The 25,813-nt window shown below is 70.8% G+C and carries 19 protein-coding genes; 13 read left to right on the forward strand and 6 right to left on the reverse strand.

Annotated elements, in window-relative coordinates; all coding sequences use genetic code 11:
* The first annotated feature begins 197 nt into the window (after positions 1-197).
* On the forward strand, positions 198-2,447 hold the full coding sequence (locus IEY79_RS22655) for an Ig-like domain-containing protein (protein WP_189109392.1): 2,250 nt from the start codon (positions 198-200) through the stop codon (positions 2,445-2,447).
* Positions 2,448-2,494: 47 nt separating this feature from the next.
* Here IEY79_RS22655 and gap read toward each other — a convergent pair whose 3' ends face one another.
* Positions 2,495-3,487 (reverse strand): type I glyceraldehyde-3-phosphate dehydrogenase, encoded by a 993-nt coding sequence (gap, locus tag IEY79_RS22660; RefSeq protein ID WP_189109393.1) that lies wholly within the window; start codon positions 3,485-3,487, stop codon positions 2,495-2,497.
* A gap of 111 nt (positions 3,488-3,598) precedes the next feature.
* On the reverse strand, positions 3,599-4,555 hold the full coding sequence (locus IEY79_RS22665) for a GlxA family transcriptional regulator (protein WP_189109394.1): 957 nt from the start codon (positions 4,553-4,555) through the stop codon (positions 3,599-3,601).
* A gap of 178 nt (positions 4,556-4,733) precedes the next feature.
* On the opposite strand from IEY79_RS22665, the gene IEY79_RS22670 reads away from it, so the two are divergent.
* Both IEY79_RS22670 and IEY79_RS22675 read left to right on the forward strand, forming a co-directional pair.
* A complete protein-coding gene (locus IEY79_RS22670) occupies positions 4,734-4,985 on the forward strand; it encodes a BBE domain-containing protein (protein WP_189109395.1) in 252 nt (83 codons plus the stop codon).
* Positions 4,986-4,998: 13 nt separating this feature from the next.
* Positions 4,999-5,952, forward strand: a complete 954-nt coding sequence (locus tag IEY79_RS22675) for a TolB family protein (protein ID WP_189109396.1) — start codon at positions 4,999-5,001, stop codon at positions 5,950-5,952.
* A gap of 18 nt (positions 5,953-5,970) precedes the next feature.
* On the opposite strand, the gene IEY79_RS22680 is transcribed toward IEY79_RS22675, so the two are convergent.
* Positions 5,971-6,393 (reverse strand): YjbQ family protein, encoded by a 423-nt coding sequence (locus IEY79_RS22680; protein WP_189109397.1) that lies wholly within the window; start codon positions 6,391-6,393, stop codon positions 5,971-5,973.
* Between the two features lie 87 nt (positions 6,394-6,480).
* Between IEY79_RS22680 and IEY79_RS22685 the strand changes: the two genes are divergently transcribed.
* Positions 6,481-7,581 carry an NAD(P)-binding domain-containing protein gene (locus IEY79_RS22685; protein WP_373292598.1) on the forward strand — a complete coding sequence of 367 codons (1,101 nt, stop codon included), beginning with the start codon at positions 6,481-6,483 and terminating at the stop codon, positions 7,579-7,581.
* A 79-nt stretch (positions 7,582-7,660) separates the two neighbouring features.
* On the opposite strand, the gene mltG is transcribed toward IEY79_RS22685, so the two are convergent.
* Together mltG and IEY79_RS22695 are read right to left on the reverse strand one after the other, a co-directional pair.
* Positions 7,661-8,509, reverse strand: coding sequence for an endolytic transglycosylase MltG (gene mltG / locus IEY79_RS22690; protein WP_189109399.1), 849 nt, complete (start codon positions 8,507-8,509; stop codon positions 7,661-7,663).
* An 81-nt stretch (positions 8,510-8,590) separates the two neighbouring features.
* The gene (locus tag IEY79_RS22695; RefSeq protein ID WP_229701046.1) at positions 8,591-10,474 is read right to left on the reverse strand and encodes an ABC transporter ATP-binding protein; all 1,884 of its coding nucleotides are present in this window, start codon (positions 10,472-10,474) and stop codon (positions 8,591-8,593) included.
* A 142-nt stretch (positions 10,475-10,616) separates the two neighbouring features.
* On the opposite strand from IEY79_RS22695, the gene IEY79_RS22700 reads away from it, so the two are divergent.
* The 5 genes from IEY79_RS22700 to IEY79_RS22720 all read left to right on the forward strand — a co-directional run bounded on the left by IEY79_RS22700 (position 10,617) and on the right by IEY79_RS22720 (position 20,104).
* On the forward strand, positions 10,617-11,072 hold the full coding sequence (locus IEY79_RS22700) for a MarR family winged helix-turn-helix transcriptional regulator (RefSeq protein WP_189109400.1): 456 nt from the start codon (positions 10,617-10,619) through the stop codon (positions 11,070-11,072).
* A gap of 229 nt (positions 11,073-11,301) precedes the next feature.
* On the forward strand, positions 11,302-12,807 hold the full coding sequence (locus tag IEY79_RS22705) for a Gfo/Idh/MocA family protein (RefSeq protein WP_189109401.1): 1,506 nt from the start codon (positions 11,302-11,304) through the stop codon (positions 12,805-12,807).
* Positions 12,808-13,006: 199 nt separating this feature from the next.
* Positions 13,007-14,878: an ABC transporter transmembrane domain-containing protein gene (locus IEY79_RS22710; RefSeq protein ID WP_189109402.1), complete on the forward strand. Its 1,872-nt coding sequence runs from the start codon at positions 13,007-13,009 to the stop codon at positions 14,876-14,878.
* On the forward strand, positions 14,875-16,665 hold the full coding sequence (locus IEY79_RS22715) for an ABC transporter ATP-binding protein (RefSeq protein WP_189109403.1): 1,791 nt from the start codon (positions 14,875-14,877) through the stop codon (positions 16,663-16,665). The genes IEY79_RS22710 and IEY79_RS22715 overlap by 4 nt, the downstream gene beginning before the upstream one ends.
* Before the next feature lie 172 nt (positions 16,666-16,837).
* A complete protein-coding gene (locus IEY79_RS22720; RefSeq protein ID WP_189109404.1) occupies positions 16,838-20,104 on the forward strand; it encodes a hypothetical protein in 3,267 nt (1,088 codons plus the stop codon).
* A gap of 46 nt (positions 20,105-20,150) precedes the next feature.
* Here the strand turns inward: IEY79_RS22720 and IEY79_RS22725 are convergent, their stop codons facing one another.
* Complete coding sequence (locus tag IEY79_RS22725) at positions 20,151-20,942, reverse strand: metal-dependent hydrolase (protein WP_189109405.1); 792 nt, start codon at positions 20,940-20,942, stop codon at positions 20,151-20,153.
* Between the two features lie 167 nt (positions 20,943-21,109).
* Here IEY79_RS22725 and IEY79_RS22730 point away from each other — a divergent pair, with 167 nt between their 5' ends.
* The 4 genes from IEY79_RS22730 to IEY79_RS22745 all read left to right on the forward strand — a co-directional run bounded on the left by IEY79_RS22730 (position 21,110) and on the right by IEY79_RS22745 (position 25,800).
* The gene (locus IEY79_RS22730) at positions 21,110-23,632 is read left to right on the forward strand and encodes a DEAD/DEAH box helicase (protein WP_189109406.1); all 2,523 of its coding nucleotides are present in this window, start codon (positions 21,110-21,112) and stop codon (positions 23,630-23,632) included.
* Positions 23,633-23,671: 39 nt separating this feature from the next.
* Positions 23,672-24,544: an acyl-CoA thioesterase gene (locus tag IEY79_RS22735; RefSeq protein WP_189109407.1), complete on the forward strand. Its 873-nt coding sequence runs from the start codon at positions 23,672-23,674 to the stop codon at positions 24,542-24,544.
* Positions 24,545-24,595: 51 nt separating this feature from the next.
* Entirely contained in the window at positions 24,596-25,084 is a 489-nt protein-coding gene (locus tag IEY79_RS22740; protein ID WP_189109408.1) for a glutathione peroxidase, read from the forward strand.
* A gap of 194 nt (positions 25,085-25,278) precedes the next feature.
* On the forward strand, positions 25,279-25,800 hold the full coding sequence (locus IEY79_RS22745; protein ID WP_189109409.1) for an excalibur calcium-binding domain-containing protein: 522 nt from the start codon (positions 25,279-25,281) through the stop codon (positions 25,798-25,800).
* Positions 25,801-25,813: the final 13 nt, after the last annotated feature.

A 25,813-nucleotide genomic window follows, 5' to 3' on the forward strand; every position in this document is an offset into this window, starting at 1 on the left:
TGCCTCGGCCGGGCGCGGCAGCGCATTTCGCTGCCGCCCGGCCGCCATACATGGGATCACTGACCGCCGTCGACGGCAGACCGATGCGTCGCACGCGTATTGACAGGGCCATAGATCCGACGTTGTGATGTGAACCCAGTCTGTTTGAATTCGTTCACTTCCGTTCGTCTGTGTTGATCCACGCTCTCCTCTCCCCCATGGAGCCCCTCGTGCACCTGCACAGCACCCGTCCGCCGTCGCGGAACACCCTGCTGACCATGGCCCTCGTCCTCGCGCTGACCGCCCCGGCCTCCGCGGTGTTCGCGGCCGGGGCCGATCCGTCGAGCACCAGGAGCGCCGCCGCGCCGACCGCGGAGACGGTCGTCGACGTCACCGCTTTCGGCGCCGATCCGACGGGCGGCCGCGACAGCGCCGGCGCGGTGGCGAAGGCCATGCGGCAGGCGAAGCGGGTGAAGGGCCCGGTCCGCGTCCTGTTTCCGCGCGGCACCTATCAGATCTACCCCGAGCACGCCGAGCGCCGGGAGCTTTACGTCTCCAACACCGCGGGCGCCGACCAGACTTACCGCGACAAGCGAATCGGCATCCTCGCCGAGGACATGCGCGACGTCACGATCGACGGCGACGGCTCGCACCTCCAGTTCCACGGGCTGATGACCGCCTTCGCCGTCATCCGCTCGCGTGACGTCATGGTCGAGGACTTCGGTTACGACGTCACCGCGCCGAAGGTCGTCGACGCCACCGTCAGCGGCTCCGGGGTGTCCGACGGCAAGGCCTACCGCGTCCTGACCGTCCCCCGGGGCAACGGTTTCTCGGTGGCCGACAACAAGGTGACCTGGCTCGGCGAGAAGAGCCCGGCCACCGGCGAGCCGTACTGGTCGGGCGTCGACGGCATGGACTACACCCAGATCCACGACCCCTCGGAACAACGGAGTTGGCGCGGCGACAACCCTCTGTTCTCCGACGTCGCGTCGGTGAAGGACCTCGGCGGCAACCGACTGCGTATCGACTACACCACCTCGGCCGCCCCCACCGACCGCGGTCTCGTCTACCAGATGCGCGAGACAACCCGGGACACCCCGTCCGCTCTGTTCTGGGAGTCGCGGGACGTCACGGTCCGCGGACTCCAAGCGCGGTATCTGCACGGCTTCGGCTTCGTCGGCCAGTTCAGCGAGAACATCACCGTCCAGGACAACGAGTTCCGCACCGATCCCGCCTCCGGACGGAGCACGGCGGCGTTCGCCGACTTCGTCCAGATGTCCGGGGTCGGGGGCAGGGTGAAGGTCACCGGCAACGTCTTCGACGGCGCGCACGACGACGCGATCAACATCCACGGCACTTACCTGGAGGTCACCGGGCGGCCGGCGGACCAGAAGGTCCTCACCCTCGCGTACAAACACCCGGAGACGGCCGGGTTCCCGCAGTTCTACCCCGGTGACGAGGTGGAGATCGTGGACAAGCGGACCATGGCGCCGGTGCCCGGTCCGACGCCCAGGGTCGTCTCCGTCGACGGCCCGTCGGGCAAGGACCACGACAAGCCGCTCACCACGATGACGGTCACCTTCGACCGGGCGGTCCCGAGCTCCGTGACCGCCGGGAACTTCGTGGTGGAGAACACCACGTACACCCCGGCGGTGACCGTCAGCGGCAACACGTTCCGCAACATCCCCACCCGCGGCATCCTGGTCACCACCCGGAAGCCGGTGGTCATCAAGGACAACGTCTTCGACGGGATGACGATGGCGAGCGTCTTCATCTCCTCCGACGCCTACCAGTGGTACGAGTCGGGCCCGGTCAAGGACGTCCTGATCAGCCGCAACACCTTTCTGCGGCCGGCCTCCCCGGTGATCCTCGTGGAACCGACGAACCAGGTCGTGGATCCGGCGATGCCGGTGCACCACAACATCCGGGTACGGGACAACACCTTCCGGACGGGAGACGTACGGCTGCTCGACGCGAAGAGCGTCAGCGGTATCTCCTTCGAACGGAACAAGGTCGCCCGCCTGGACCGCCACACCGCCTTCGCCGCCGAGACGACGAACCCCTGCCCCGCGCCGGGCACCACCACCCGGGTGCGCGCCGTCCCGAAGGCGTCGGCGTACAGCACCTCGCTGTTCGCCTACCGGGGTTCGTCGGGCGCCGTGATCGAGGACAACCGCTTCGACAACGGCCTGAACCTGCGCGCCGACCTGAACGCCACCGACGCGGCCCAGGTCACCGGCGACGAGGTGGCCCTGGACGTCGACAACATCCTGCCGCTGCTGCCCTCGACGCGCTGGACCAGCAGCGACCCGGAGGTCGCCACCGTCGACCGGAACGGCGAGGTCACCGCGGAGCGGGCCGGCGAAACCACCGTCACGCCCACGACGAGCAGCCGGCTCGGGACCGTCTCGGGCACCCCGGTCACGCTCACGGTCGGCGGGGACGCCACCTCGCCCGCCTGTGCGTAGGACCTGATCCGCGGAGGCGGGGATTGATCGGCTGGTTGATCGGCGCGTCAGGCGAGGAGTTCGAGCGTGTCGATCAACCGGTTCGAGAAGCCGTACTCGTTGTCGTACCAGGCAACCACCTTGATGTGGCGGCCGTCGACCCGGGTGAGGGCCGAGTCGAAGATCGCCGAGGCCGGGTTGCCCGTGATGTCGGACGACACGAGGGCGTCCTCCGAGTACTCGATGATGCCGGCCATCGGCCCGTCGGCCGCTGTGCGGTAGGCCGCCAGCACGTCCTCGCGCGAGACGTCGCGGGCGACCGTCGTGTTGAGTTCCACGATCGAGCCCACCGGCACCGGCACGCGGATCGAGTCGCCCGAGAGCTTGCCGTTGAGCCTCGGCAGGACGAGGCCGATCGCCTTGGCGGCGCCCGTCGTGGTCGGCACGATGTTGACGGCGGCGGCGCGGGCACGGCGGGCGTCGCGGTGGGGAGCGTCCTGGAGGTTCTGCTCCTGGGTGTAGGCGTGCACGGTTGTCATGAAGCCGTGCTCGATGCCGGCGAGGTCGTCGAGGACCGCGGCCAGGGGGGCGAGGGCGTTGGTCGTGCACGAGGCGTTCGAGATGATCGTGTGCTTGGCCGGGTCGTACGCGTCGGTGTTGACCCCGAACGCGATCGTCGCGTCGGCGCCGGCCGACGGCGCGCTCACCAGCACCTTCTTCGCGCCCGCTTCGAGGTGGGCGCGGGAGGCCTCGGCGGAGGTGAAGCGGCCACTCGATTCGAGGACGATGTCGACGCCGAGTGCGGCCCATGGCAGCCGCGCCGGTTCGCGCTCGGCGAGGACGGTGATGCGGCGGCCGTCCACCACGAGGGCGTCTCCGTCGACGGTGACCGGGCGGCCGAGCCGGCCGGCCGTCGAGTCGAAGGCGAGCAGGCGCGCGAGGTCGATGGGCTGGGTGAGGTCGTTGACGGCGACGACCTCGAGGTCGCTGCCACGTTCGAGCAGTACGCGCAGCGCGTTGCGTCCGATGCGGCCGAATCCGTTGATGGCGATACGAGTCATGAGTGATGTCCCTTCGAGTCCCCTCCAGATTCGCGCGCCGCGGCCGGCCACGACGGCGGCGCGAACGCCATGGTTCGTAAGGATCACGCCAATGGGGGCGGGCCGGTCGGGCTACTCGCCCTGGGCGAAGGTGCGCCGGTAGGCGCTCGGCGTGGTGCCGAGCGTGCTCTGGAAGTGCAGCCGCAGGTTCGCGCCGGTACCGAGACCGACGTCGGTGGCGATCTGCTCGATGCTCAGCTCCGAGCGTTCGAGCAACTCGCGTGCGGCGTCGATCCGGGCGCGCATGATCCACTGCATCGGTGTGTACCCGGTGTCCTCGACGAAGCGCCGCGAGAACGTGCGCGGCGACACGGCCGCGTGCCGGGCCAGCGCATCGAGCGTGAGGTGTTCACCGAGGCGGCGCAGGGCCCATTCCCGGGTGGCGGCGAACCGTTCGCCGAGCGGCTCCGGCACCCGGCGCGGCACGTACTGCGCCTGCCCGCCGCTGCGGTAGGGGGCCGCGACCAGGCGCCGGGCCGCGTGGTTCGACGCGGCCACCCCGAGGTCGGAGCGCAGGATGTGCAGACACAGGTCGATGCCCGAGGCCGCGCCGGCCGATGTCAGCACGCTGCCCTCGTCCACGAACAGCACGTTCTCGTCGACCCGGACGAGCGGGTGCTTCGCCGCGAGCGCCCTCGTGTAGTGCCAGTGCGTGGTGGCTCGTCTGCCGTCGAGCAGGCCCGTGGCGGCGAGCGCGAAGGCACCCGTGGAGATGGCGGCGAGCCGCGCGCCCCTCTCGTGGGCCGCGATCAGCGCGTCGACGACCGGCTGCGGCGGATCGTCGCGGTCCGGGAAGCGGTAGCCGGGGATGAAGACGATGTCGGCCCACGCGAGGGCGTCGAGACCGTCGGCGACGTGGTACGAGAGCCCGTCACCACCGGTCACGGGACCGGGCGCGGCGCCGCAGACCCGTACCTCGTACGGCATGCTCTCGCGCGTCGTGAACACCTGCGCGGGAATGCCGACGTCGAGCGGTTTCGCACCCTCCAGGACGAGGACGGCGACACGATGCAGGCGGGGGGCTGGCACGACACCCAGGGTACGCGGCGGCCCTCCGGACCTGCGCGGACGCGGGACCGGAGCCCGCCGGAGCCGGAGCCCGGGGCGCGCGCCACGGTCCTGCCGGTCCGCGAAGCCGTCGGTCTCCGGCAACCGCCGGGCCGGTGCAGGACGTACGCCGCTTCCGCCGTGCCCGTTCGCGTGAACAGTGACCCTGCTGCGGCAGACCCGTACCGTGCACCGCGAACTCGGCCACCGCCTGCGCACGGACGCGGCGTACGTCAACTTCCCCGACCCGGATCTGCGCGACTGGCGGCACGCCTACTACGGCGGCAACTACGAGCGCCTGGTGGGGGTCAAGCGCCGGTACGACCCGGCGGGCCTGTTCCGCTACGCACAGGCGGTCGGCGGATCCGCTCCGGATCTCATCAGGCAGGGTGGACACCTGTCCGCGAGCTGAGGAGTTGCCTGAGATGACCACACCCGCACCGCGTGAAACGGCGCGTCCCGTCGGGCAGGACCCGGCGGGTGCCCGGCGAGAGCCGGGACAGAGCCTGACCTGCCGAGTCCACGTATTCGATGTGGCGTCTCTTTCGGCCGCGGTCGTCGCCGAGTTCGACCGGACGACCTTCGAGGCGCCGAACTGGGGGGCCGACGGCAACACGCTCTATCTGAACGGTGCGGGCGCGCTCTGGGCCCTCTCCCTCGACTCCCCGCTCACTCCGCGTCGCGTCGCGTACGAGGGGCTGCCGGATCTCAACAACGACCATGTCCTCGATCCTCGCGGTGACGCCATCTACATGTCCGCGACGGACGGGCACATCCACCACGGGCCGCTGGCCGGCGGCGGCCACCGCCGGGTCACGGACGAGCGGGACGTCCTGCACTACCTGCACGGGGTTTCGCCCGACGGGGAGAGGCTCGCCTTCGTACGGATCGACGGGTCGGGGGGTCCGGGCAGGCTCGCTCTGATCGGCTCCGACGGTGGTCCGGTCACGGTGGTGGACACGGGCGCGGGGCATCTCGACGGTCCCGAGTGGTCCCCCGACGGTGAATGGATCTACTTCAACACCGAGCGCTGGGCGTCGGGACCCGGGCACGCCCAACTGGCCAGGGTGCCGAGTGAGAACCCCTCCGCGGAGAAGGTCGAGCGGCTGATCTCGACCGGCACGGTGGACTGGTTCCCCCATCTCGCACCGGACGGCCGCCTGGCGGTGTATCTGCGGTATCCGGCGGGGACGGTGGGTCATCCCGGGGACGTCGATGTGGAGTTGGTCGTCGTCGACACAGCGGACTGGTCGGCGCCGCTGGCGCGCGTGCCGCTGCACGGCGGGCAGGGCACGATCAACGTCAACAGCTGGAGCCCCGACTCCGGACGATTCGCCTTCGTCTCGTATCCGTCCTCCGACGACGCGCCCGTCCGCTGAGCACGCCCCAGGGCCTGCTCAGCCCAGGAAGCTCAGCCGCACCTTCCGGTCCGGGTTGTCGGTGTTCGTGTCGACCAGACACACCGACTGCCATGTGCCCAGCTCCAGTCGGCCGGCGATCACCGGCAGTGTCGCGTGGGGTGGGACCAGGGCCGGCAGGACGTGGTCGCGGCCGTGGCCCGGGGAGCCGTGGCGGTGCTGCCAGCGGTTGTCCGCGGGGAGAAGGGTGTGCAGCGCGGCGAGCAGGTCGTCGTCGCTTCCGGCACCCGTCTCGATGACCGCGACACCGGCCGTCGCGTGCGGGACGAAGATGTGCAGGAGGCCGTCGCGGCCGGCCGCGGTCTCACGGAGGAACTGTTCGCACAGGTGCGTCAGATCCGTCACGGTCTCGTCGGTGCCGGTGGCGATGTTCAGAATCCTGGTGGTGAAGGCGTCGGGCATGGATCCATCCTGCCGTCTCACGGGCGGGTGCGCGTGCGGGATGGCGCGTGCGGGATGATCCGCGCACCCTCGGCTGTTGGTAGAAATGTGAACGATTTCGGGGTGGCAGAGGCGCGGGACACACCAACCGTGGACGTCGTGGTCATCGGCGCGGGCCAGGCGGGCCTGTCGAGCGCCTACCATCTGCGGCGCTCCGGGCTGGCGCCCGACCGGGACTTCGTCACGCTCGACCACTCCCCACGGCCTGGCGGCGCCTGGCAGTTCCGGTGGCCCTCGCTCACGTACGAGAAGATCCACGGGATGCACTCGCTGCCCGGCATGGAGCTGACCGGCGCCGACGGCAGCCGGCCGTCGTCCGAGGTGATCGGGGAGTACTTCACCGCGTACGAGGAGCGCTTCGGCCTGCGTGTCCACCGGCCGGTGGATGTGGCCGCCGTGCGTGAGGGCGAGGGCGGGCGGCTGCGGGTCGAGACGTCGGAGGGCGTCTGGTCGACGCGGGCGCTGATCAATGCCACGGGCACCTGGGACCGGCCCTTCTGGCCGCGTTATCCGGGGCAGGAGACTTTCCGGGGCCGCCAGTTGCACACCTCCCGCTATCCCGGGCCCGCCGCGTTCGCCGGGCTGCGGGTGGTCGTCGTCGGTGGCGGGGCCTCCGGGACACAGCATCTGATGGAGATCGCGGACGTGGCCGCCGGGACGACGTGGGTCACGCGCAGGCCGCCGGTCTTCCGGGAGGGGCCGTTCGGCGAGGAGCAGGGCCGGGCCGCCGTCGCGCTGGTGGACGAACGGGTACGGGCCGGGCTGCCGCCCCAGAGCGTGGTCTCGGTGACCGGGCTGCCGGTGAACGAGGCGATCACCCGGGCGCGCGGGCGGGGGGTGCTCGACCGGCTGCCGATGTTCGACCGGATCACCCCGTCCGGTGTGGTCTGGGACGACGGCCGGAGCGTCGAAGCGGATGTGATCCTCTGGGCCACCGGCTTCCGCCCGGCCATCGACCATCTGGCGCCGCTGGGACTGCGCGAGCCGGGTGGCGGTATCCGGGTCGAGAACACGCGTGCGGTACGGGACGAGCGGATCCATCTGGTCGGGTACGGGCCTTCGGCCTCGACGATCGGGGCCAATCGCGCGGGCCGTGCGGCCGTACGCGACATCAGGGCCCTGCTGGAGCACGAGCCCGCGCTCGTCTGAAGCCGCCCATGTCTGAAGTCGGCGGCCTCTGAACCGCGGTCCTCAGAGGGCGCGGCCGTCGATTCAGCGGGCAGGCGGGCTACTCCGTGGCGGAGCCCCTGTTCGCGTTGAACTCCGCCACGTTGCTCCGGTGCTCCGCGTAGTCGGCGGTGAAGCGGGTGTCCCCCGGTGCCACCGTCACGAAGTACAGCCAGTCGCCCCGGGTCGGGCTGATCGCCGCCTTCATCGCCGCCTCCCCCGGATTGCCGATCGGCGTGGGCGGCAGCCCCCTCGACTCGTAGGTGTTGTAAGGACTCTCGGTCTTCGTGTCGGAGTGCGTGGTGTCGAGTGTGCTTCGGTTCAGGGCGTAGTTGAGGGTGGAGTCCATCTGGAGCGGCATGTCCTGGGCCAGCCTGTTGTGTACGACGCGCGCGACCCGGCCCATGTCGGCGGCCGTGTCGGCCTCCGCCTGCACGATGCTGGCGATCGTCACCGTCTGATAGACCGTCATCCCGTGGCGCCGCGCGCCCTCGGTGATGTTGTCGGCGCCGAACCGCTCCCGTGCCGTGTCGACCATGTAGCCGAGCACGCCGGCCGGGGTCGCTCCGGCCTCGACCGGATAGGTGGCAGGGAAGAGATATCCCTCCGGGTTGCGGCGGGCCGCGCCCGGCAGTTCGAGGCGGGCGTCCGTCGCCGCCTTCGCGGTCGTACCGGAAGGAACACCGAGGACCTTGTCGACGGAGGCGTACACCTGGGTCGCCCGTCGTCCCTCCGGGACGAGCAACGACACCGTCTTCCCCTTCTCGGGGGGCGGTTCTCCGACGAGCAGCACCGGCACGAGCACGGCCACCGCGACGGCCAGCACCGCCGTCACGATCAGGACCAGTCGGCCGCGGCGCGTCAGTCGGGTCCCGCGCCCGGATGCCACCCGTGGGGGCTCGTTCGTCATGCGGGCACGCTAACCCGGACAAACCACATATTCCGGTACAGCGGCGGCGCTGCCCCGTGTGTCTCGCGGGTGGCCGCCCGGTCAGGCCGCGCTGGCGCGCGCGTCCTCAGGCGTCGCCTCGGACGGCCCCTCGGACGGCTCCTCGGACGTCATCTGCGCCGTCGACAGCCTGCCGTCCCTGCGGACGAGCGCCGCGTACCGGCCGTCGTGGCCTATCAGCTCCTCGTGCGTGCCTCGTTCGGCTATCCGCCCCGCGTCGAGGACGACGATCTGATCGGCGTCCCGCACCGTGGAGAGCCGGTGCGCGATGGTGATGGTCGTGCGGCCCTCGGAGAGCGCGTCGATGGCCTGCTGGACCGCGTGTTCCGTACGGGTGTCGAGCGCGCTCGTCGCCTCGTCGAGCACCAGGACCGGCGGGTCGCGCAGGATGGTGCGGGCTATCGCGAGGCGCTGCTTCTCACCGCCGGAGAAGCGGTATCCGCGCTCGCCGACCAGCGTGTCGTAGCCGTCCGGCAGTGAGGCGATGTGGTCGTGGATCTGCGCCGCCCTGGCCGCCGTCTCGATCTCCTCGTCCGTCGCCTCCGGCTTCGCGAAGCGCAGGTTGTCGGCGACCGAGGCGTGGAAGAGATACGTCTCCTGGGAGACGACACCCACCGCGCGGGCGAGAGTGGCGAAGCTCAGGTCACGTACGTCGACCCCGTCGAGCAGGACCCGGCCGCCCGTCACGTCGTACAGCCGGGGCACCAGATAGCTGAGGGTCGACTTGCCCGATCCGGTGGGGCCGACGACGGCGAGGCTGCCGCCCGCCGGGACGGTCAGGTCCACTCCGTGGAGGGTCTTGCCGTCCTTCTCGTCGTAGCTGAAGTCGACGCCGTCGAAGCGCACTTCACCCCGGACCTTGTCGAGCGCGACCGGCTTCTCGGGGTCGGTGATGTCGACGGGCAGGTCGAGATATTCGAAGATGCGCTGGAAGAGCGCGAGCGAGGTCTGCATCTGCACGCCGGTGGCGAGCAGGCTCACGGCCGGGCGGAAAAGGCCCTGCTGGAGGGAGACGAAGGCGACGAGCGTGCCGATGGAGACGCCGGTGCCGCCGGAGTGGAGGACGAAGCCGGCCGCCCAGTAGATGACCGCCGGCATGGCGGCCATGACGATGCCGATGACGGACATCCGCCACCGCCCGGCCATGTTCGACCGCACTTCGAGGTCGACGAGCTGCTCGGACTCCTCGGCGAAGGACTTGGTGAGCGAGTCGGCGCGGCCCATCGTGCGGCCGAGGAGAATGCCGCTCACCGACAGCGACTCGGTGACCGTGGCGGCCATCGTCGCCATCTGCTTCTGCCGTTGGAGGGTGATCTTTTTGCGCTCACGGCCGACGAGACGGCTGATCCACACGAACACCGGCAGCAGGAGCAGGGAGACGACGGTCAGCCGCCAGTCCAGCGCGAGCATCGCGACGACGGTCGCGATGACGGCGGTGAGGTTGGAGACCAGCGAGGTGGCGGTCGAGGTGACCGTCGCCTGCATACCGCCGATGTCGTTGGCGATCCGGGACTGGACCTCGCCGGTGCGGGTGCGGGTGAAGAACGCGAGCGGCATGCGCTGCAGCTGCGCGTAGACCGCCGTGCGCAGATCGTGCATGACGCGCTGGCCGACGGTGGTGGAGATGAGGGTCTGGATGACACCGAAGACGCTGCTGAGGACGGCGGTGAGGATCATGCCGAGGGCCAGCAGGCTGAGCAGCCCGGTGCGGCCCTGCGGGATCGCGGTGTCGAGGATCTCGCGCAGCATGAAGGGCGAGGCCACGGCGACGAGGGACGAGGCGCCGACGAGCACGCCGACGACGGCGAGCCTGCCGCGGTAGGGGCGGAAGAGCCGGAAGATACGGCGCAGCTGAGCCGGTGGCTCGGGCTGTGACGGCTCCAGGGGGCGGGCCGAGGGCTTCCAGGTCGACAGTTCGGACTTCATGGGCTCCTTCGAGGCTTTCGAGAGTTCGTTTTCGGGAGATTCAGGAGGTTCGGGAGTTTCGTGGAGTACAGGAAACTCACGGAGGAGGATAGCTCACTGTTACCTATCTTCACAATGTACCTGGTCCTGTTATTATTCCGCCATGAGCACCCCCGACGCCGACGGCCTGCTGGCCGAACAGCTCCTGAGGCTGACCCGCAGGCTCCACCGCGTCCAGAAGCGCTATCTGGAGCCGATCGGGATCACCCCCGCGCAGTCCCGTCTGCTGCGCACGGTCGCCTTCTACGACAGTCCGCCGCGGATGGCGGATCTGGCCGAGCGTCTGGAAGTGGTGCCCCGCGCCGTGACGAGCCTGGTCGACGGTCTGGAGTCGAGCGGCTGTGTCCGCCGCGCCCCGGACCCGACCAACCGCCGGGTGATCCGGATCGAGCTCACCGACACCGGGCGCGGCGTGCTGCGGGCGCTGCGCGACGCGCGCAGGTCGGCCGCCGAGGACATCCTGGCCCCGCTGACGGCGGACCAGCGCGACACGCTCGGAGTGCTGCTCTCGGCGCTGGTGGGCGGGCCCGTCGACGGCGTGCCGGAGCGGCGCTGCTGAAGACGCTGTTGAAGCGTGCTGGTGAACGGGGCTGCTGAGCCGGGCCGTCGAGCCGGGCCGTCGAGTGGTGCTGCCGACCGGGAGCGTCCCCGAGCGTGTTTACGGCCCAAGAGTCCAAGGGTTCGATCCAAGAGTCCAAACGAGTCCCCTTGCGCATCACCAGCCCCAACTACCAAGGTCCTCACCGAGGTTCAATTCCGCCGCGCACGTCAGCTCCTATGGAGGCTTCATGAACGACGCAGCACCGCAGAACCCCGGCGAGGACGACGCGAACAAGGACAACGGCGGCTCGATGAGCCGCCGTTCCGCTCTCAGAACGACGGCGGGCGTGGCCGGCGCCGGCCTCGGGCTCAGTGCCCTGGGCACCGGCACCGCCTCCGCCGCTGGGCCCACGTCGGCGTCCGGAACCGGGGCGGCCGCCGCACAGTCCGCCCCCGACAGCGCCGAGTCCTCCGCCGTCCCGGAGCGCCAGGGCCGCACGATGGCCGGCGTGCCCTTCGAAGGCCGCTCGACCGTCCGCGTGGGCATCATCGGCCTCGGCAACCGCGGCGGCAGCATGATCGATCTGTTCCTCGCGGTGCCCGGCGTCCAGGTCGTCGCCGTGTGCGACACGGTGAAGGACAAAGCCCTCAGCGCCGCCGCCAAGGTCGTCAAGGCCGGGCAGCCGGCGCCCGCCGTCTACACGAAGGACGAGCACGACTACGAACACCTCTGCGCGCGCGGCGACGTCGACTTCGTCTACGTGGCCACTCCGTGGGACTTCCACTTCGAGATGGCCAAGACGGCCATGCTGAGCGGCAAGCACGTCGGCGTGGAGTGTCCGATCGCGATGCGGCTCGACGAGCTGTGGAAGCTGGTCGACCTCTCCGAGCGCACCCGGCGCCACTGCATGCAGCTGGAGAACTGCGCGTACGGCAAGAACGAGATGCGCGTCCTACGGATGGCGCACGCGGGCCTGTTCGGCGATCTGCTGCACGGCGCCGGCGCGTACAACCACGACCTGCGCGGTCTGATGTTCGACCCGGACTACTACGAGGGCCCCTGGCGCCGGCTGTGGCACACCCGGCTCCGTGGCGACCTCTATCCGAACCACGGCTTCGGCCCGGTCGCCAACTACATGGACATCAACCGCGGTGACCGCGCCGTCAGCATCACCAGCATCGGCACGCCGGCGCTCACCCTCGCGCAGTACCGCGAGGAGAACATGCCGCCGGGCGACCCCAGCTGGAAGGAGACGTACGTCAACAGCGACCGGACGATCAGTCTGGTCCAGACGGCCAAGGGCCGGGTCATCCGGTTGGAGCACGACGTCTCGACGCCTCACCCGTACAGCCGCATCAACAGTCTCGGCGGTACCAGGGGCGTCTTCGAGGACTACCCCGAGCGCATCTACATCGAGCCGGATCACGCCAACGACGAGTGGGGCGACTTCGGCGCGTACGCCGAGTGGGACCACTGGCTCTGGAAGGAGCACGCGAATCCGCCGGGTGGGCACGGCGGGATGGACTACATCATGGTCTTCCGCCTGATGCAGTGCGTCCGACTCGGTCTGGTGCCCGACTTCGACGTCTACGACGCCGCGACCTGGACCGCTCCCGTACCGCTCAGCCACGCGTCCATCAAGGCGAACGGCAAGCCCCAGCAGATCCCGGACTTCACCCGCGGCGAGTGGAAGAAGTCCCGTCCCGGCACGGATTCCGAGAAGCCGGCCGAGGAGTCCTCCCGGAAGTCGTAGCAGCGGAAAGTCCTGGAAGTCGTGGAAGAAGTCCTGGCCACGGCGGACACTGGGCGGGCCCGGTCGGCACGAGCGTGCCGACCGGGCCTCGTCGCATGTCACTCCCATGTGGCCGAGAAACGAATAATCGATTGCCTCGGACCGTGCCCGAAGCACAACCTTGGACGGTTTGGGCCACTCCACGACTCACTGGGACGTCATGCAGATTCGCGATCTTCCGTACCCCGATCCGGGGAGACCCGACGCCCGGTCAGGACCGCGCTTCCTGTACTGGCTCGGGCGCAGACAACTGCGTGGCCAGCTCAAATCGCTCTCGTGGGGACTCCTGCACCAGCTGGGCGTCGCCGGGCTGCCACTGGGGGCCGGACTCGCCGTGCAGGCCGTCGTGGACCGCTCGGGCGGGCGGCTCGCGCTGGCCGGTGCGGTCATCGCCCTCTTCGGCTGCGCGATCACTCTCGGCGACACGATGCTGCACCGGACGGCGGTCACCAACTGGATCACCGCGGCGTCTCGCGTACAGCAGCTGCTGGCCCGCAAGACCGCCGAGCTGGGATCGGCGCTGACCCGCCGGGTCGCGGCCGGCGAGGTGGTCGCCGTCTCGACGGGTGACGTCGAGAAGATCGGCTGGTTCGTCGAGGCGCTGTCGCGCTTCCTGGCGGCGGCCATCGCCGTCGTCGTGGTCTGCGTCAGTCTCGTGTTCTATCTGCCCTCGATCGGCGCGGTCGTGGCCATCGGGGTACCGGTGCTCGCCCTGGCCGTGCTGCCGCTGCTCCCCCGGGCCACCCAACGCGCCGATGTCCAGCGCGAGAAGGCGGGCCGGGCCACCGAACTGGCCGCCGACACCGTGGCCGGACTGCGGGTGCTGCGCGGCATCGGCGGCGAGGAGCTGTTCCTCACGCGCTACCGCGAGGCCTCCCAGGAGGTCCGCGCCGCGGCCGTCCGCAGCGCCCGCATGTGGGCGCTGATCTCGGCGATCCAGGTCTTCCTGCCGGGAATCCTGCTGATCACGGTGGTCTGGTACGGCGCGATCCTCGCGGGTGACGGACGTATCTCGGTCGGCGAACTGGTCACCGTCTACAGCGCGGTCACGCTGCTGCTCTTCCCGCTCCGTCATTTCGAGGAGATCGCCATGGCGTACTCCTTCTCGCGTCCCTCGGCGACGCGCGCGGCCCGCGTGCTGCGGCTGGAGCGGACCTCTTACGAGGACGAGCGCGGCGGTCTCGACGACGCCCGTCCCACGGGTGACCTCTTCGACCCGGCGACCGGCATGCTCGCCACGGCCGGGCAGCTGACCGCCGTCGTGTGCGGCGATCCCGACGCGGCCGGGCGGCTGGCCGAAAGGCTGGGCGGACACGCGGCCGAGGAGGAGAAGAGCGCGTCCGTGCTGCTGGGATCGGTGGCGCTCGACGACCTTCCGCTGGAAGCGGCGCGCGCCTCGGTCCTCGTACAGGACAAGGATCCGGTTCTGCTGTCCGGGACACTCACCGAGCTGCTGGACGTGCCCGCGTCCGGCGCCGTGAAGCCCCGGGACGCGCTGGACGCCGCGCAGTGCGACGACGTGCTCGCCGCGCTCGTACAGGCGTCGGTGGACGGCAGCGGCGACCCGTTGCGCTCGCGCATCACCGAGCGCGGCCGGTCGCTCTCCGGCGGGCAGCGCCAGCGGCTCGCGCTCGCCCGCTCGCTGGTCGCCGACCCGGAGGTACTGGTCCTGGACGAGCCCACGTCGGCCGTGGACTCGCACACGGAGGCCCGGATCGCGGAGGGCGTACGGCGGCTGCGGAGCGGCCGTACGACGGTCGTGTTCGCGTCGTCGCCGCTGCTGCTCGACCGGGCGGACACCGTGGTCTTCGTCCACGACGGGAAGGTCGCGGCCGTGGGGCAGCACCGGGAGCTGCTGCGGGACGACCCGCGCTATCTGAGCGTCGTCACCCGCCGGACGGACGAGGAGGAGGCGGCCGAGGCCGAGGCCGGGACCGCCGGCGGGCCGGGCTCCGCGCCGGGCGACGACGCGCAGGTGCCGCCACCGCTGAAGACACGCGAAGAACTGGCAGAGATCGAGGAATCCGCATGATCGGCGTGGCACCACCGGAGTACGACCCGGCGGCCCCTGAGTCGGCCACGACCCTGCCCGTCGCCCGCCCGGCGACGGTGCGGAGCTACGTCGTGGAGCTGCTGCGGCGGCACCGCAAGGCGTTCGTCCTGCTCATCGTCGTCAACGCGGTCGCGGTGATCGCCTCCATGGCGGGGCCGTATCTGCTCGGCGGCGTCGTCGAGGACCTGTCCGAGGGCGCCAAGGGGGCCGGGGAACTCCATCTGGAGCGCACCGCCGCGATCTTCGCGGGCGCGCTGATCATCCAGACCGTCTTCACCCGGATGATGCGGCTGCGCGCCGCGATCCTCGGTGAGCGGATGCTGGCCGACCTGCGCGAGGACTTCCTCGTACGGTCGGTACGGCTGCCGCCCGGCGTCCTTGAGCGGGCCGGCACCGGCGACCTGCTGTCCCGTATCACCACGGACATCGACCGGCTCGCCAACGCCATGCGGGAAGCCGTACCGCAGCTCACGATCGGTGTCGTGTGGGCCGCGCTGCTGATCGGCGCGCTGGGTGTCACCGCGCCGCCGCTGGCCCTCGCGGTGGTGGTCGCGCTGCCGCTGCTGGTCGTCGGCTGCCGCTGGTACTTCAGGCGGGCGCCGGCGGCGTACCGCTCGGAGGCGGCCGGGTACGCGGCGGTCGCCGCCGTCCTCGCCGAGACGATCGACGCCGGCCGGACGGTCGAGGCGCACCGCCTCGGCCGCCGCCGGGTGGCGCTGTCCGACCGGCGGGTCAAGGAGTGGACGGCGTGGGAGCGGTACACGCTCTATCTGCGCTCGGTGCTCTTCCCGGTCATCAACCTCACCCATGTCACGATCTTCGCGGCGACGCTGGTGGGCGGCGGTGTCTTCGTGCTCCAGGGCTGGATCACCGTCGGGCAGCTGACGACGGGCGCGCTGTTCGCGCAGATGCTCGTCGACCCGGTCGGGCTGATCCTGCGCTGGTACGACGAACTCCAGGTGGCGCAGGTGTCCATCGCCCGGCTCGTCGGCGTACGCGAGATCGAGCCGGACGACGGTGACGAGACGGTCGTGCCGGACGGCCGCGATGTCAGCGCCGATCACGTCAACTTCGGTTACCGCGAAGGCGTCGACGTACTCCACGAGGTGACTCTGGACGTCGCGCCCGGCACCCGCGTCGCGCTGGTCGGACCGTCCGGCGCGGGCAAGTCCACGCTGGGACGGCTCCTCGCGGGGATCTACGGGCCGCGGACGGGCCGGATCACTCTCGGCAAGGCCGAGCTGTCACGGATGCCCGCCGAGCGGGTGCGCGGCCATGTCGCGCTGGTCAACCAGGAGCACCACGTCTTCGTGGGCTCGATGCGCGACAATCTGCGGCTGGCCCGCGCGGACGCGGCCGACGCCGAGCTGTGGGCGGCCCTCGGGGCGGTCGACGCGGACGGCTGGGCCCGCGCGCTCGACGACGGACTCGACACCGAGGTCGGCTCCGGCGCCACCACGCTCACACCGGCGCAGGCGCAGCAGATCGCGCTGGCGAGGCTGGTGCTGGCCGACCCGCACACGCTGGTCCTGGACGAGGCGACGTCACTGCTCGACCCGCGCGCCGCCCGGCATCTGGAGCGGTCGCTGGCGAAGGTGCTGGACGGCCGTACGGTCGTGGCCATCGCACACCGGCTGCACACGGCGCACGACGCGGACGTGATCGCGGTGGTCGAGGAGGGCCGGATCAGCGAGCTGGGCAGTCACGACGAACTGGTGGCGGCGGGCGGCGCGTACGCGGCGCTGTGGCGCTCCTGGCACGGCTGAGCGGTTTCGCCGGTCCGCGTATGCGCTGACGCGGACCGGCGGGCGGGGGCCGGGCTATACCCTCGTCATCACGTGACATGCGCGAACTCACCGTGATGACGGGGGACTTGATGCCGGAGCCAGGCTGCAAGGTGATCCCCGGCAGGGACACCGCGCCCACTGGAGCCCGCCGTTGAGACACTCCCATGAGCAGACCGTGCAGGCGGTCAACGGTTTCGCCTACGGCTGCATCGGCGCGGACATCCATGTGTTCGGCGACGGCGTGCCGCTCTACGTCCTTCAGCAGTGGCGCCGCGCGCCCCGGCCGGACCCGTCCTGGCTCCTGGACCTGCCCAGCCGTATGTTGAACGCGCGGTACGAGGTCGTCGGCTTCACCGGGCGCGAGGAAGCGCTGTCCGACCTTCGCCGCTGGCGCGACGGCGGCCCCCGCCTCGCGGTCCGGTGGCTGCACGCTCAGGGCGGCCAGGGCAAGAGCCGGCTGGCCGCGCGATTCGCGAAGGAGTCCGCGGAGGTCGGCTGGACCGCGGCGACGGCCGGGCGCGGCCCCGGAGTCGCCCACCCGCCGCCTGGGAGCCAGGACCTGCGCACCGACACCCGCGCCGGTGTCCTCCTGGTGGTCGACTATGCCGACCGGTGGCCGGTGGCCCATCTGACGTGGCTGCTCAGCAACGCTCTTCTGCACCAGGTCACCGTCCAGGCCCGGGTGCTTCTACTGGCCCGCGGCCGGGACGCCTGGCCCGCCGTCCGCGCCTCCGTGGCCGACCTCCAGGCCGACGTGTCGACGTACGCCCTGCCACCCCTGACGGACGTCGGCGGGGTCGGCGAAGGCGAGCGCCATGGCATGTTCCTCGCCGCACGCGACGCCTTCGCGGAGCTCTACGGCATGCCGGCGTACGACATCGAACCGCCGGGCGAACTGAGCGGACCGGACTTCGGACTGACGCTCGCGGTCCATCTGGCGGCGCTCGCGACCGTGGACCGCCACGCGCACTCCGCGCCCGCGACCACCGCGCCGGACATGACCGGCCTGACCGCCTACCTGCTGGACAGGGAACGCCGCCACTGGCGCACGTTGCACGAGGCCGGGGCGCTCAGTTCCACCACGGCGGAGGTCTCCCGTGCGGTGTTCGTCGCGGCCCTCACCGGATCGCTCCCCTACCGGGAGGCGAAGGGGGCACTGGAGAGGGCCGGACTCGGTGCCGCCGCGGACCGCCTGCTCACCGACCACGCGTACTGCTATCCGCCCGGCGCCTCCGACACGGTCCTGGAACCCCTCTACCCCGACCGCCTGGCCGAGGACTTTCTCGCGCTGTCCCTTCCGGGCCATGGCCTGACCGACCACGCCGCCGATCCCTGGGCCGCCGGCATGCCCGAACTCCTGCTGCCGGTCGTGCCCACGGCCGGGTCCGCCGTCTCCGAAAACGATCCCGACCGGAACGGCGCGGGCGATCTGCCGCCCTACGCCCCCCGCGCCCTCACCTTCCTCACCGCCGCCAGCCACCGCTGGCCCCATCTGCTCCCCACCCTGGCCGCCCTCGACGCGCGCCTGCCGGACGACGCCGACAGAGGCGAGGAGCTCGCCGCGGCGGCGGCCGACCTCACCGAGCGGCTCGCCCCCCTGCGCCTGTCGGCCACCACCGATCCCGGCGAACACGCACGGATCCACCGCGAGTTGGGGCAGCGGCTCGACAAGGCGCGCCGGGCCGAGACGGCCGCTCCCGCCTTCGCGGAGGCGGTGCGGCTGTACAGGGAGCTCGCCGCCTCGAACCCACCGGACTACGAAGCCCTCTTCGCGGAGGCGTCGTTCGAACTGGCCATGGCCCTGGTGTTCGCGGAGCTGGAGCCGTGGGCGCGGGACCCCGCCGCGAACCTCGCGGCCGACACCGAGCGGCTCGACCAGGCGGCGACCGCGTTCCGGGAAGCCATCGAGGGCTTCCGTCGGCTGGCGGCGGTGAACCCCGCCGAACACCAGGGGAACCTGGTGGCCGCACTGACGGCTGCCGCCTTCCTCGTTCCGCGGCTGGGACCGTCCGACACGGCGGTGGGAGCCGCACTGGAGGCGATCGACCTGGCCCGCGGGCTGGCGGACGCGGATCCCGGTGAATGGGCTCACCAGTTGCCCTATGTGCTGGTGACCTCCGCCACGGCCCTGGCCGGACAGCATCCCGGACAGGCGTGGGCGCTGGCCGACGAGGCGGTCGGCATCGCCCGTCGGCTGGCAAGCGAGGCTCCGGACGAACATGTGCGGGACCTGGTCTTCACCCTCTCCACCCAGGGTGCGGTGCTGCTGAGGCTCGAGCGGGCCGAGGAAGCCGTCGACGTGCTCAGCGAGGCAGCCGAGCTGAGCCGTCGAAGCCCGGAAGCGGGCGAGGACAAGGATCCCTGGTTCGAAGTCATGGCCCATGCGATCAGCTTCGTGTGGTTGCAGGAACGGGCCACCGGTACGGGGACGGGGCGCGGCGTGGCCGTGCGGGTGCTGGGGCGTCTGGCTCACGGCAATACCTCCGGGCGCGCGTCCGCGCTGTTGAGGGCCCTGATGGCCCTCCAGGGAACGCTGGACGCGTCGGCCGACGGGGAGGAGGTGATCAGCCTGCACCGCGACATCATCCACCTCCTCAGGACCTCGGACGAGATCTCCTACGCGGGGGACGACGGCCTGATCGGACGGTCCGACATCAACGGCGTGCTGGGCCAGGCGAGCCTCCATCTGGCGAGAGCGGGCCGGTGGGACGAAGCCGTGGCCTACCTGAACGAGACGGCACAGGAGACGTGGGCCGACGGAGCCGGGCCTCTCAACGCGACCCTGGCGAGCGCGGTCACCTGGATTGCCGCCCAACTGGCCGGACTCGATCCCACCGAGGACGGCAACCCGTATCACCGGATGGCCCGGCCCCAGGCGGTGCGTGTCATGAAGCGGATCGCCGAGACCTATCGCCGCCTGGCGCGGGACGACCCCGCCGCGCACGAACTCGGTCTCGCGGTCACGATGAAAATCCTGTCCCAGTCGCTGTGGGAGCTGGGACGCCGACAGGAATCCGTGAACGCGGGTCTTGAGTCCGTCCGCGTCTGGCGCCGCTGCGCCGCCCGGGACAACAGTGCCGAACACCGCTACCAACTGGGCCTCGCCCTGCGCTACCTCGCGGACAAGTTCACCGGCACCGGCCGGGCGGAGGAAGCGGCCACCGCGGCGCGAGAGGCCGCCACGCTCTGGCGTGCCCTGGCCGCCGAATCCCCCTCCCATTACCGCGGTGTCGCCGCGGCGCTCTACCTCGTCGCCGACAACCTGCGCCGACTCCGCCCGGCCGAGGCCCTGTCCGCGGCGGAGGAGTCCGCCGCCCTCCTGGCGCGGTTCCCTTCCGACGATGCCGCCGAACAGCGCTCCACCCTGGCGACGGTCAACGACCTCGTCGCCATGATCAAGACGGCTCTGCGGGAGTAGTCCGGGTGTGTACGCCACCCCGGTCCGGCGCCCCCGCCCCGTCCCGTCAGATCACGTTCAGCGCCGCCGCGCCGCCCACCCCGCCGAGCAGCATGAACGCCGGCATCAGCACCTTTATCTCCACCCAGCTCCCGGCCCTGAAGCGGATCGCCTTCGGCGGGCCGATCGGGTACCAGCGCTTGCGGCCCACCGGTATCGGCCACAGGATCGGGCAGCCCGACACCGTCAGCGCGTCGCCGATGTCGTGCACCAGCGCGCCCAGGACGATCGGCAGCCCCAGCCACAGATACTCCTGGCCCGGGGCGGTGAAGAGCCAGTCCGAGCCGTTGCCCGGTTTGTCCAGTACGCCGGCCAGGATCCACGCGCTCGTCGCGCCGAGCAGCCACACCAGTACGTCGCTGGAGACCCGTGCCGCCCGCCAGAGCAGGCCCTCCACGGCCAGCACCATATGGACGAAGAGCAGCGCGAGTACCGCCCAGCGTCCGCCGAGGACCGCCGTCGCCGAGGCGCCGCCGCCGATCATGACGGCCCAGAGCCAGGTGTGCGTGAGTGTGCGGTGACCGCCGGTCCTGCGGGCGTCGGCCGGTTTCTTCGTCGCTTTGTAGACGGCGAACGACAGCTTGTCGACGATGCCGCAGACCGCCTTGGACACCGGGCCGAACGCCCGCGAGATCGTCGCCGACTTGTGGTCCAGGTCGGGGGCGAGCGCCGCGCCCGCGCAGATCAGCGCTCCGACGACCAGCACGGGCCACGGCATGGCGCGGTCGGCCGCCGCCGCGGCGGCTCCCACACCCAGCCAGGCGGCGGCACCCGACAGCGAGTGCGCCGGCCCCATCATGGTCGTCCCCGCATGATCGATCCCCGCCCCGTCGTCGCCCTGGTGGTACGTGCGATGGGCCCACCGCCGTTGCGGAAAGGCCCAGTTGACAGAGCAGCGTACCGGGAGTGATCTTCCGCCTGTCGTCCGGTTCCCGCTTCCGGGCGGAAGGCAGGCAAGATGGGGGCGTGACCCTTATTGATCAGCTGCCGCCGGATGCCGACCCCGATGCCCTCTTCGAGGCTTTCTCGTCATGGGCCGAGGGCGAGGGCATCACGCTCTATCCGGCTCAGGAGGAGGCGCTGATCGAGGTGGTCTCCGGGGCGAACGTGATCGTCTCCACCCCCACCGGCTCCGGAAAGAGCCTGATCGCGGCGGGTGCGCACTTCACGGCGCTGGCCCAGGACAAGGTCACCTTCTACACCGCCCCGATCAAGGCGCTGGTGTCGGAGAAGTTCTTCGACCTGTGCAAGCTCTTCGGTACCGAGAACGTCGGCATGCTCACCGGCGACGCGTCCGTGAACGCCGACGCGCCGGTGATCTGCTGCACGGCGGAGGTGCTGGCCTCCATCGCACTGCGCGACGGCAAGCAGGCCGACATCGGCCAGGTCGTGATGGACGAGTTCCACTTCTACGCGGAGCCGGACCGGGGCTGGGCCTGGCAGATCCCGCTCCTGGAACTGCCGCAGGCGCAGTTCATCCTGATGTCGGCGACGCTCGGCGACGTGTCGCGGTTCGAGGAGGACCTGACCCGCCGCACGGGCCGGCCGACCTCCGTGGTCCGCTCGGCGACGCGGCCGGTGCCGCTGAGCTACGAGTACCGGCTCACCCCGATCACCGAGACGCTGACCGAGCTGTTGGAGACCCGTCAGGCGCCGGTCTACATCGTGCACTTCACGCAGGCGGCGGCCGTCGAGCGCGCGCAGTCGCTGATGAGCATCAACATGTGCACGCGTGAGGAGAAGGACCGGATCGCCGATCTGATCGGCAACTTCCGTTTCACCACCAAGTTCGGCCGCAATCTCTCCCGTTACGTACGCCATGGCATCGGGGTGCACCACGCGGGGATGCTGCCGAAGTACCGCCGGCTCGTCGAAAAGCTCGCGCAGGCGGGTCTGTTGAAGGTGATCTGCGGTACGGACACGCTCGGCGTCGGCGTCAACGTCCCCATCCGTACCGTGCTGTTCACGGCACTGACCAAGTACGACGGCACGCGCGTACGCACGCTCCGCGCCCGCGAGTTCCACCAGATCGCGGGCCGCGCGGGCCGGGCCGGTTTCGACACGGCGGGCTTCGTCGTCGCGCAGGCGCCCGAGCATGTCGTGGAGAACGAGAAGGCGCTCGCCAAGGCGGGCGACGACCCGAAGAAGCGCCGCAAGGTGGTCCGCAAGAAGGCCCCCGAGGGTTTCGTCGCCTGGTCGGAGACGACGTTCGACAAGCTCATCACCTCCGACCCGGAGCCGCTGACCTCCCGCTTCCGGGTCACCCACACCATGCTGCTGTCGGTCATCGCGCGGCCGGGCAACGCCTTCGAGGCGATGCGCCGTCTCCTGGAGGACAACCACGAGCCGCGCAAGCAGCAGTTGCGGCACATCAGGCGCGCGATCGCCATCTACCGGTCGCTGCTGGACGGCGGCGTGGTGGAGCGGCTGGAGACCCCGGACGCGGAGGGCCGCATCATCCGGCTCACCGTCGACCTCCAGCAGAACTTCGCGCTCAACCAGCCGCTGTCGACCTTCGCACTGGCCGCGTTCGAACTGCTGGACCCGGCCTCGCCCTCGTACGCGCTGGACATGGTCTCCGTGGTCGAGTCGACGCTGGACGATCCCCGGCAGATCCTCGCCGCGCAGCAGAACAAGGCGCGGGGCGAGGCGATCGGGCAGATGAAGGCCGACGGCGTCGAGTACGAGGAACGGATGGAGCGGCTCCAGGAGTTCACGTATCCGAAGCCCCTGGAAGAGCTGCTGTGGCACGCGTACGAGGTCTACCGCACCAGCCATCCGTGGGTCGGCGACCACCCGGTGTCGCCGAAGTCCGTCATCCGTGACATGTACGAACGGGCCATGACCTTCACGGAGTTCACGTCCCACTACGAGCTGGCGCGCACGGAGGGCATCGTGCTGCGGTATCTCGCGGGCGCGTACAAGGCGTTCGAGCACACCATCCCCGACGACCTCAAGTCGGAGGACCTGGAGGATCTGATCGCCTGGCTGGGCGAGATGGTGCGGCAGGTCGACTCCAGCCTCCTGGACGAGTGGGAGCAGCTGGCCAACCCGGAGGTGGAGACCGCCGAGGAGGCGCGGGAGAAGGCCGACCAGGTCAAGCCGGTCACGGCGAACGGCCGTGCCTTCCGGGTCCTGGTGCGCAACGCGATGTTCCGCAGGGTGGAGCTGGCGGCGCTGGACAGGGTGAACGAGCTGGGCGAGATGGACGCCGAATCGGGCTGGGACGCGGACGCCTGGGGCGAGGCGATGGACGGCTACTGGGACGAGTACGAGGAGCTGGGCACCGGTCCCGACGCGCGTGGGCCGAAGCTGCTCGGCATCGAGGAGGACCCGGCCCACGGGCTGTGGCGGGTCCGGCAGTCGTTCGCCGATCCGAACGGCGACCATGACTGGGGCATCAGCGCGGAGGTCGATCTCGCCGCGTCCGACGAGGAGGGCCGGGCCGTGGTCCGTGTCACCTCCGTGGGCCAGTTGTCGAGCGTCTGAGAGTCCCTGGCCGATCGATACCCGTGGAGTACGAGAACCATGACGAATCCCGCCGAGAGACTGGTCGACCTGCTCGATCTGGAGCGGATCGAGGTCAACATCTTCCGCGGGCGCAGCCCGCACGAGTCGCTGCAACGGGTCTTCGGCGGCCAGGTCGCCGGCCAGGCCCTGGTGGCGGCCGGGCGCACCACGGAGAGCGACCGGCCGGTCAACTCGCTGCACGCGTATTTCCTGCGGCCGGGCCGGCCCGGTGTGCCGATCGTCTACCAGGTGGAGCGGGTGCGGGACGGCCGGTCGTTCACGACGCGCCGGGTCACCGCGGTGCAGGAGGGGCGGACGATCTTCAATCTGACGGCGTCCTTCCACCACCCCGAGGAGGGCGGCTTCGAGCACCAGCTGCCGCCGCGCCTCGACTTCCCGGACCCGGAGTCCCTGCCGACGGTGGCCGACGAGGTCCGTGAGCATCTGGGCGGGCTGCCGGAGACGTTCGAGCGGATGGCGCGCCGACAGCCGTTCGACATCCGCTACGCGGACCGGCTGCGCTGGACGGCGGAGGAGATCGAGCGGGCGGATCCTCGCAGCGCGGTGTGGATGCGGGCGGTGGGCCCGCTGGGCGACGACCCCCTGGTGCACACCTGCGCGCTGACGTACGCGAGCGACATGACGCTGCTGGACGCGGTCCGTATCCCGGTTGAGCCGCTGTGGGGGCCGCGCGGGTACGACATGGCGTCGCTGGACCACGCGATGTGGTTCCACCGGCCGTTCCGGGCGGACGAGTGGTTCCTGTACGACCAGGAGTCGCCGATCGCGACCGGCGGGCGGGGGCTGGCCCGGGGGCGTATCTACGACCGCTCGGGCCGGCTTCTGGTCTCGGTCGTCCAGGAGGGGCTGTTCCGCAAGCTCGGCGGGTGAAGCGCGACAATGGTGGGGATTACGGGGACCGACTGCTCCGAGGAGACCTTGATGACTGTGTACGACATCCCGCTGCGCACGCTCAGCGGTGAGCCCACCTCCCTGGCCGCGTACAAGGGCCGGGCGGTGCTGGTGGTGAACGTGGCGTCGAAGTGCGGTCTCACTCCGCAGTACGCGGGCCTGGAGCGGCTCCAGCAGACGTACGGCGAGCGTGGCCTGACGGTCGTGGGCGTGCCCTGCAACCAGTTCGCGGGCCAGGAGCCTGGCAGCGCCGAGGAGATCGAGACGTTCTGCTCGACGACGTACGGCGTGAGCTTCCCGCTGCTGGAGAAGTCCGAGGTCAACGGCGAGAACCGGCACCCGCTGTACGCGGCGCTGACCGAGCGTGCCGACGCCGAGGGCGAGGCGGGTGACGTGCAGTGGAACTTCGAGAAGTTCCTGATCTCCCCGGAGGGTGAGGTCGTGGGCCGGATCCGTCCCCGTACGGAGCCGGAGGCCCCTGAGGTCGTCGCGGCGATCGAGGCTCAACTCCCCGCGTAACGCGCGCTCTTCACCACTGTGCCCGGCCCCTGACAGGGGGCCGGGCACCGGTGTGTCCGGACCCGGCACCGGTTCATACACCATGCATCCACGCTCTCATCACGGTTTCGCCACAACCGGAGCGAGGGTCGTACAAGGGGGCAAGTCACGCCGCTACGGTCATCCCCTCACGAAGCAGCCCTTGGGGGACACACATGAGCTTTCCACCACCCGCCGCGCCCGGTCCCAACCCGTATGCCGGCCCGCCGGCACCGCCGCCCGGCGGACGTCCGAAGTGGACGCGCAAGCGGGTGCTGCTTCCACTGGTGGCGCTGCTGTTCTTCCTGGGCGTGGGCTTCGGCTCGGCGGGCGGCACGGCGCAGACTGAGGACAAGGCCGACGCGAAGCCGGGTCCCACGACGACGGTCACGGCCACCACGACGGCCACCCCGGAACCGGTGGCCGCCGAGACGGTGACGGCCACTCCCAAGCCCGCGCCGACCGTCACCGAGACGAAGACCGTCAGGGTCACGGTCGCGCCCGCCGCCGACGACAACGGTGACAGCGGCGGGTCGAACGGCTCGGGGGGCTCGGACACGGGCGGCTCGGGAGGCGGCTCCACGTACTACGCCAACTGCACCGCCGTCCGGGCCGCCGGCGCCGACCCCATCCGCACCGGAGACCCCGGCTACGGCTCGCATCTGGACCGCGACGGCGACGGCGTCGCCTGCGAGTGAGCCACCCGGCCCG

The organism is Streptomyces camponoticapitis (assembly GCF_014646115.1).
GTDB lineage: Bacteria > Actinomycetota > Actinomycetes > Streptomycetales > Streptomycetaceae > Streptomyces > Streptomyces camponoticapitis.

Coding starts and splice junctions, on each gene's coding strand:
- IEY79_RS22655 (WP_189109392.1), top strand. CDS start 198: ATGGAGCCCCTCGTGCACCTGCACAGCACCCGTCCGCCGTCGCGGAAC.
- gap (WP_189109393.1), bottom strand. CDS start 3,487: ATGACTCGTATCGCCATCAACGGATTCGGCCGCATCGGACGCAACGCG.
- IEY79_RS22675 (WP_189109396.1), top strand. CDS start 4,999: ATGACCACACCCGCACCGCGTGAAACGGCGCGTCCCGTCGGGCAGGAC.
- IEY79_RS22680 (WP_189109397.1), bottom strand. CDS start 6,393: ATGCCCGACGCCTTCACCACCAGGATTCTGAACATCGCCACCGGCACC.
- mltG (WP_189109399.1), bottom strand. CDS start 8,509: ATGACGAACGAGCCCCCACGGGTGGCATCCGGGCGCGGGACCCGACTG.
- IEY79_RS22695 (WP_229701046.1), bottom strand. CDS start 10,474: ATGAAGTCCGAACTGTCGACCTGGAAGCCCTCGGCCCGCCCCCTGGAG.
- IEY79_RS22700 (WP_189109400.1), top strand. CDS start 10,617: ATGAGCACCCCCGACGCCGACGGCCTGCTGGCCGAACAGCTCCTGAGG.
- IEY79_RS22705 (WP_189109401.1), top strand. CDS start 11,302: ATGAACGACGCAGCACCGCAGAACCCCGGCGAGGACGACGCGAACAAG.
- IEY79_RS22710 (WP_189109402.1), top strand. CDS start 13,007: ATGCAGATTCGCGATCTTCCGTACCCCGATCCGGGGAGACCCGACGCC.
- IEY79_RS22715 (WP_189109403.1), top strand. CDS start 14,875: ATGATCGGCGTGGCACCACCGGAGTACGACCCGGCGGCCCCTGAGTCG.
- IEY79_RS22725 (WP_189109405.1), bottom strand. CDS start 20,942: ATGATGGGGCCGGCGCACTCGCTGTCGGGTGCCGCCGCCTGGCTGGGT.
- IEY79_RS22735 (WP_189109407.1), top strand. CDS start 23,672: ATGACGAATCCCGCCGAGAGACTGGTCGACCTGCTCGATCTGGAGCGG.
- IEY79_RS22740 (WP_189109408.1), top strand. CDS start 24,596: ATGACTGTGTACGACATCCCGCTGCGCACGCTCAGCGGTGAGCCCACC.
- IEY79_RS22745 (WP_189109409.1), top strand. CDS start 25,279: ATGAGCTTTCCACCACCCGCCGCGCCCGGTCCCAACCCGTATGCCGGC.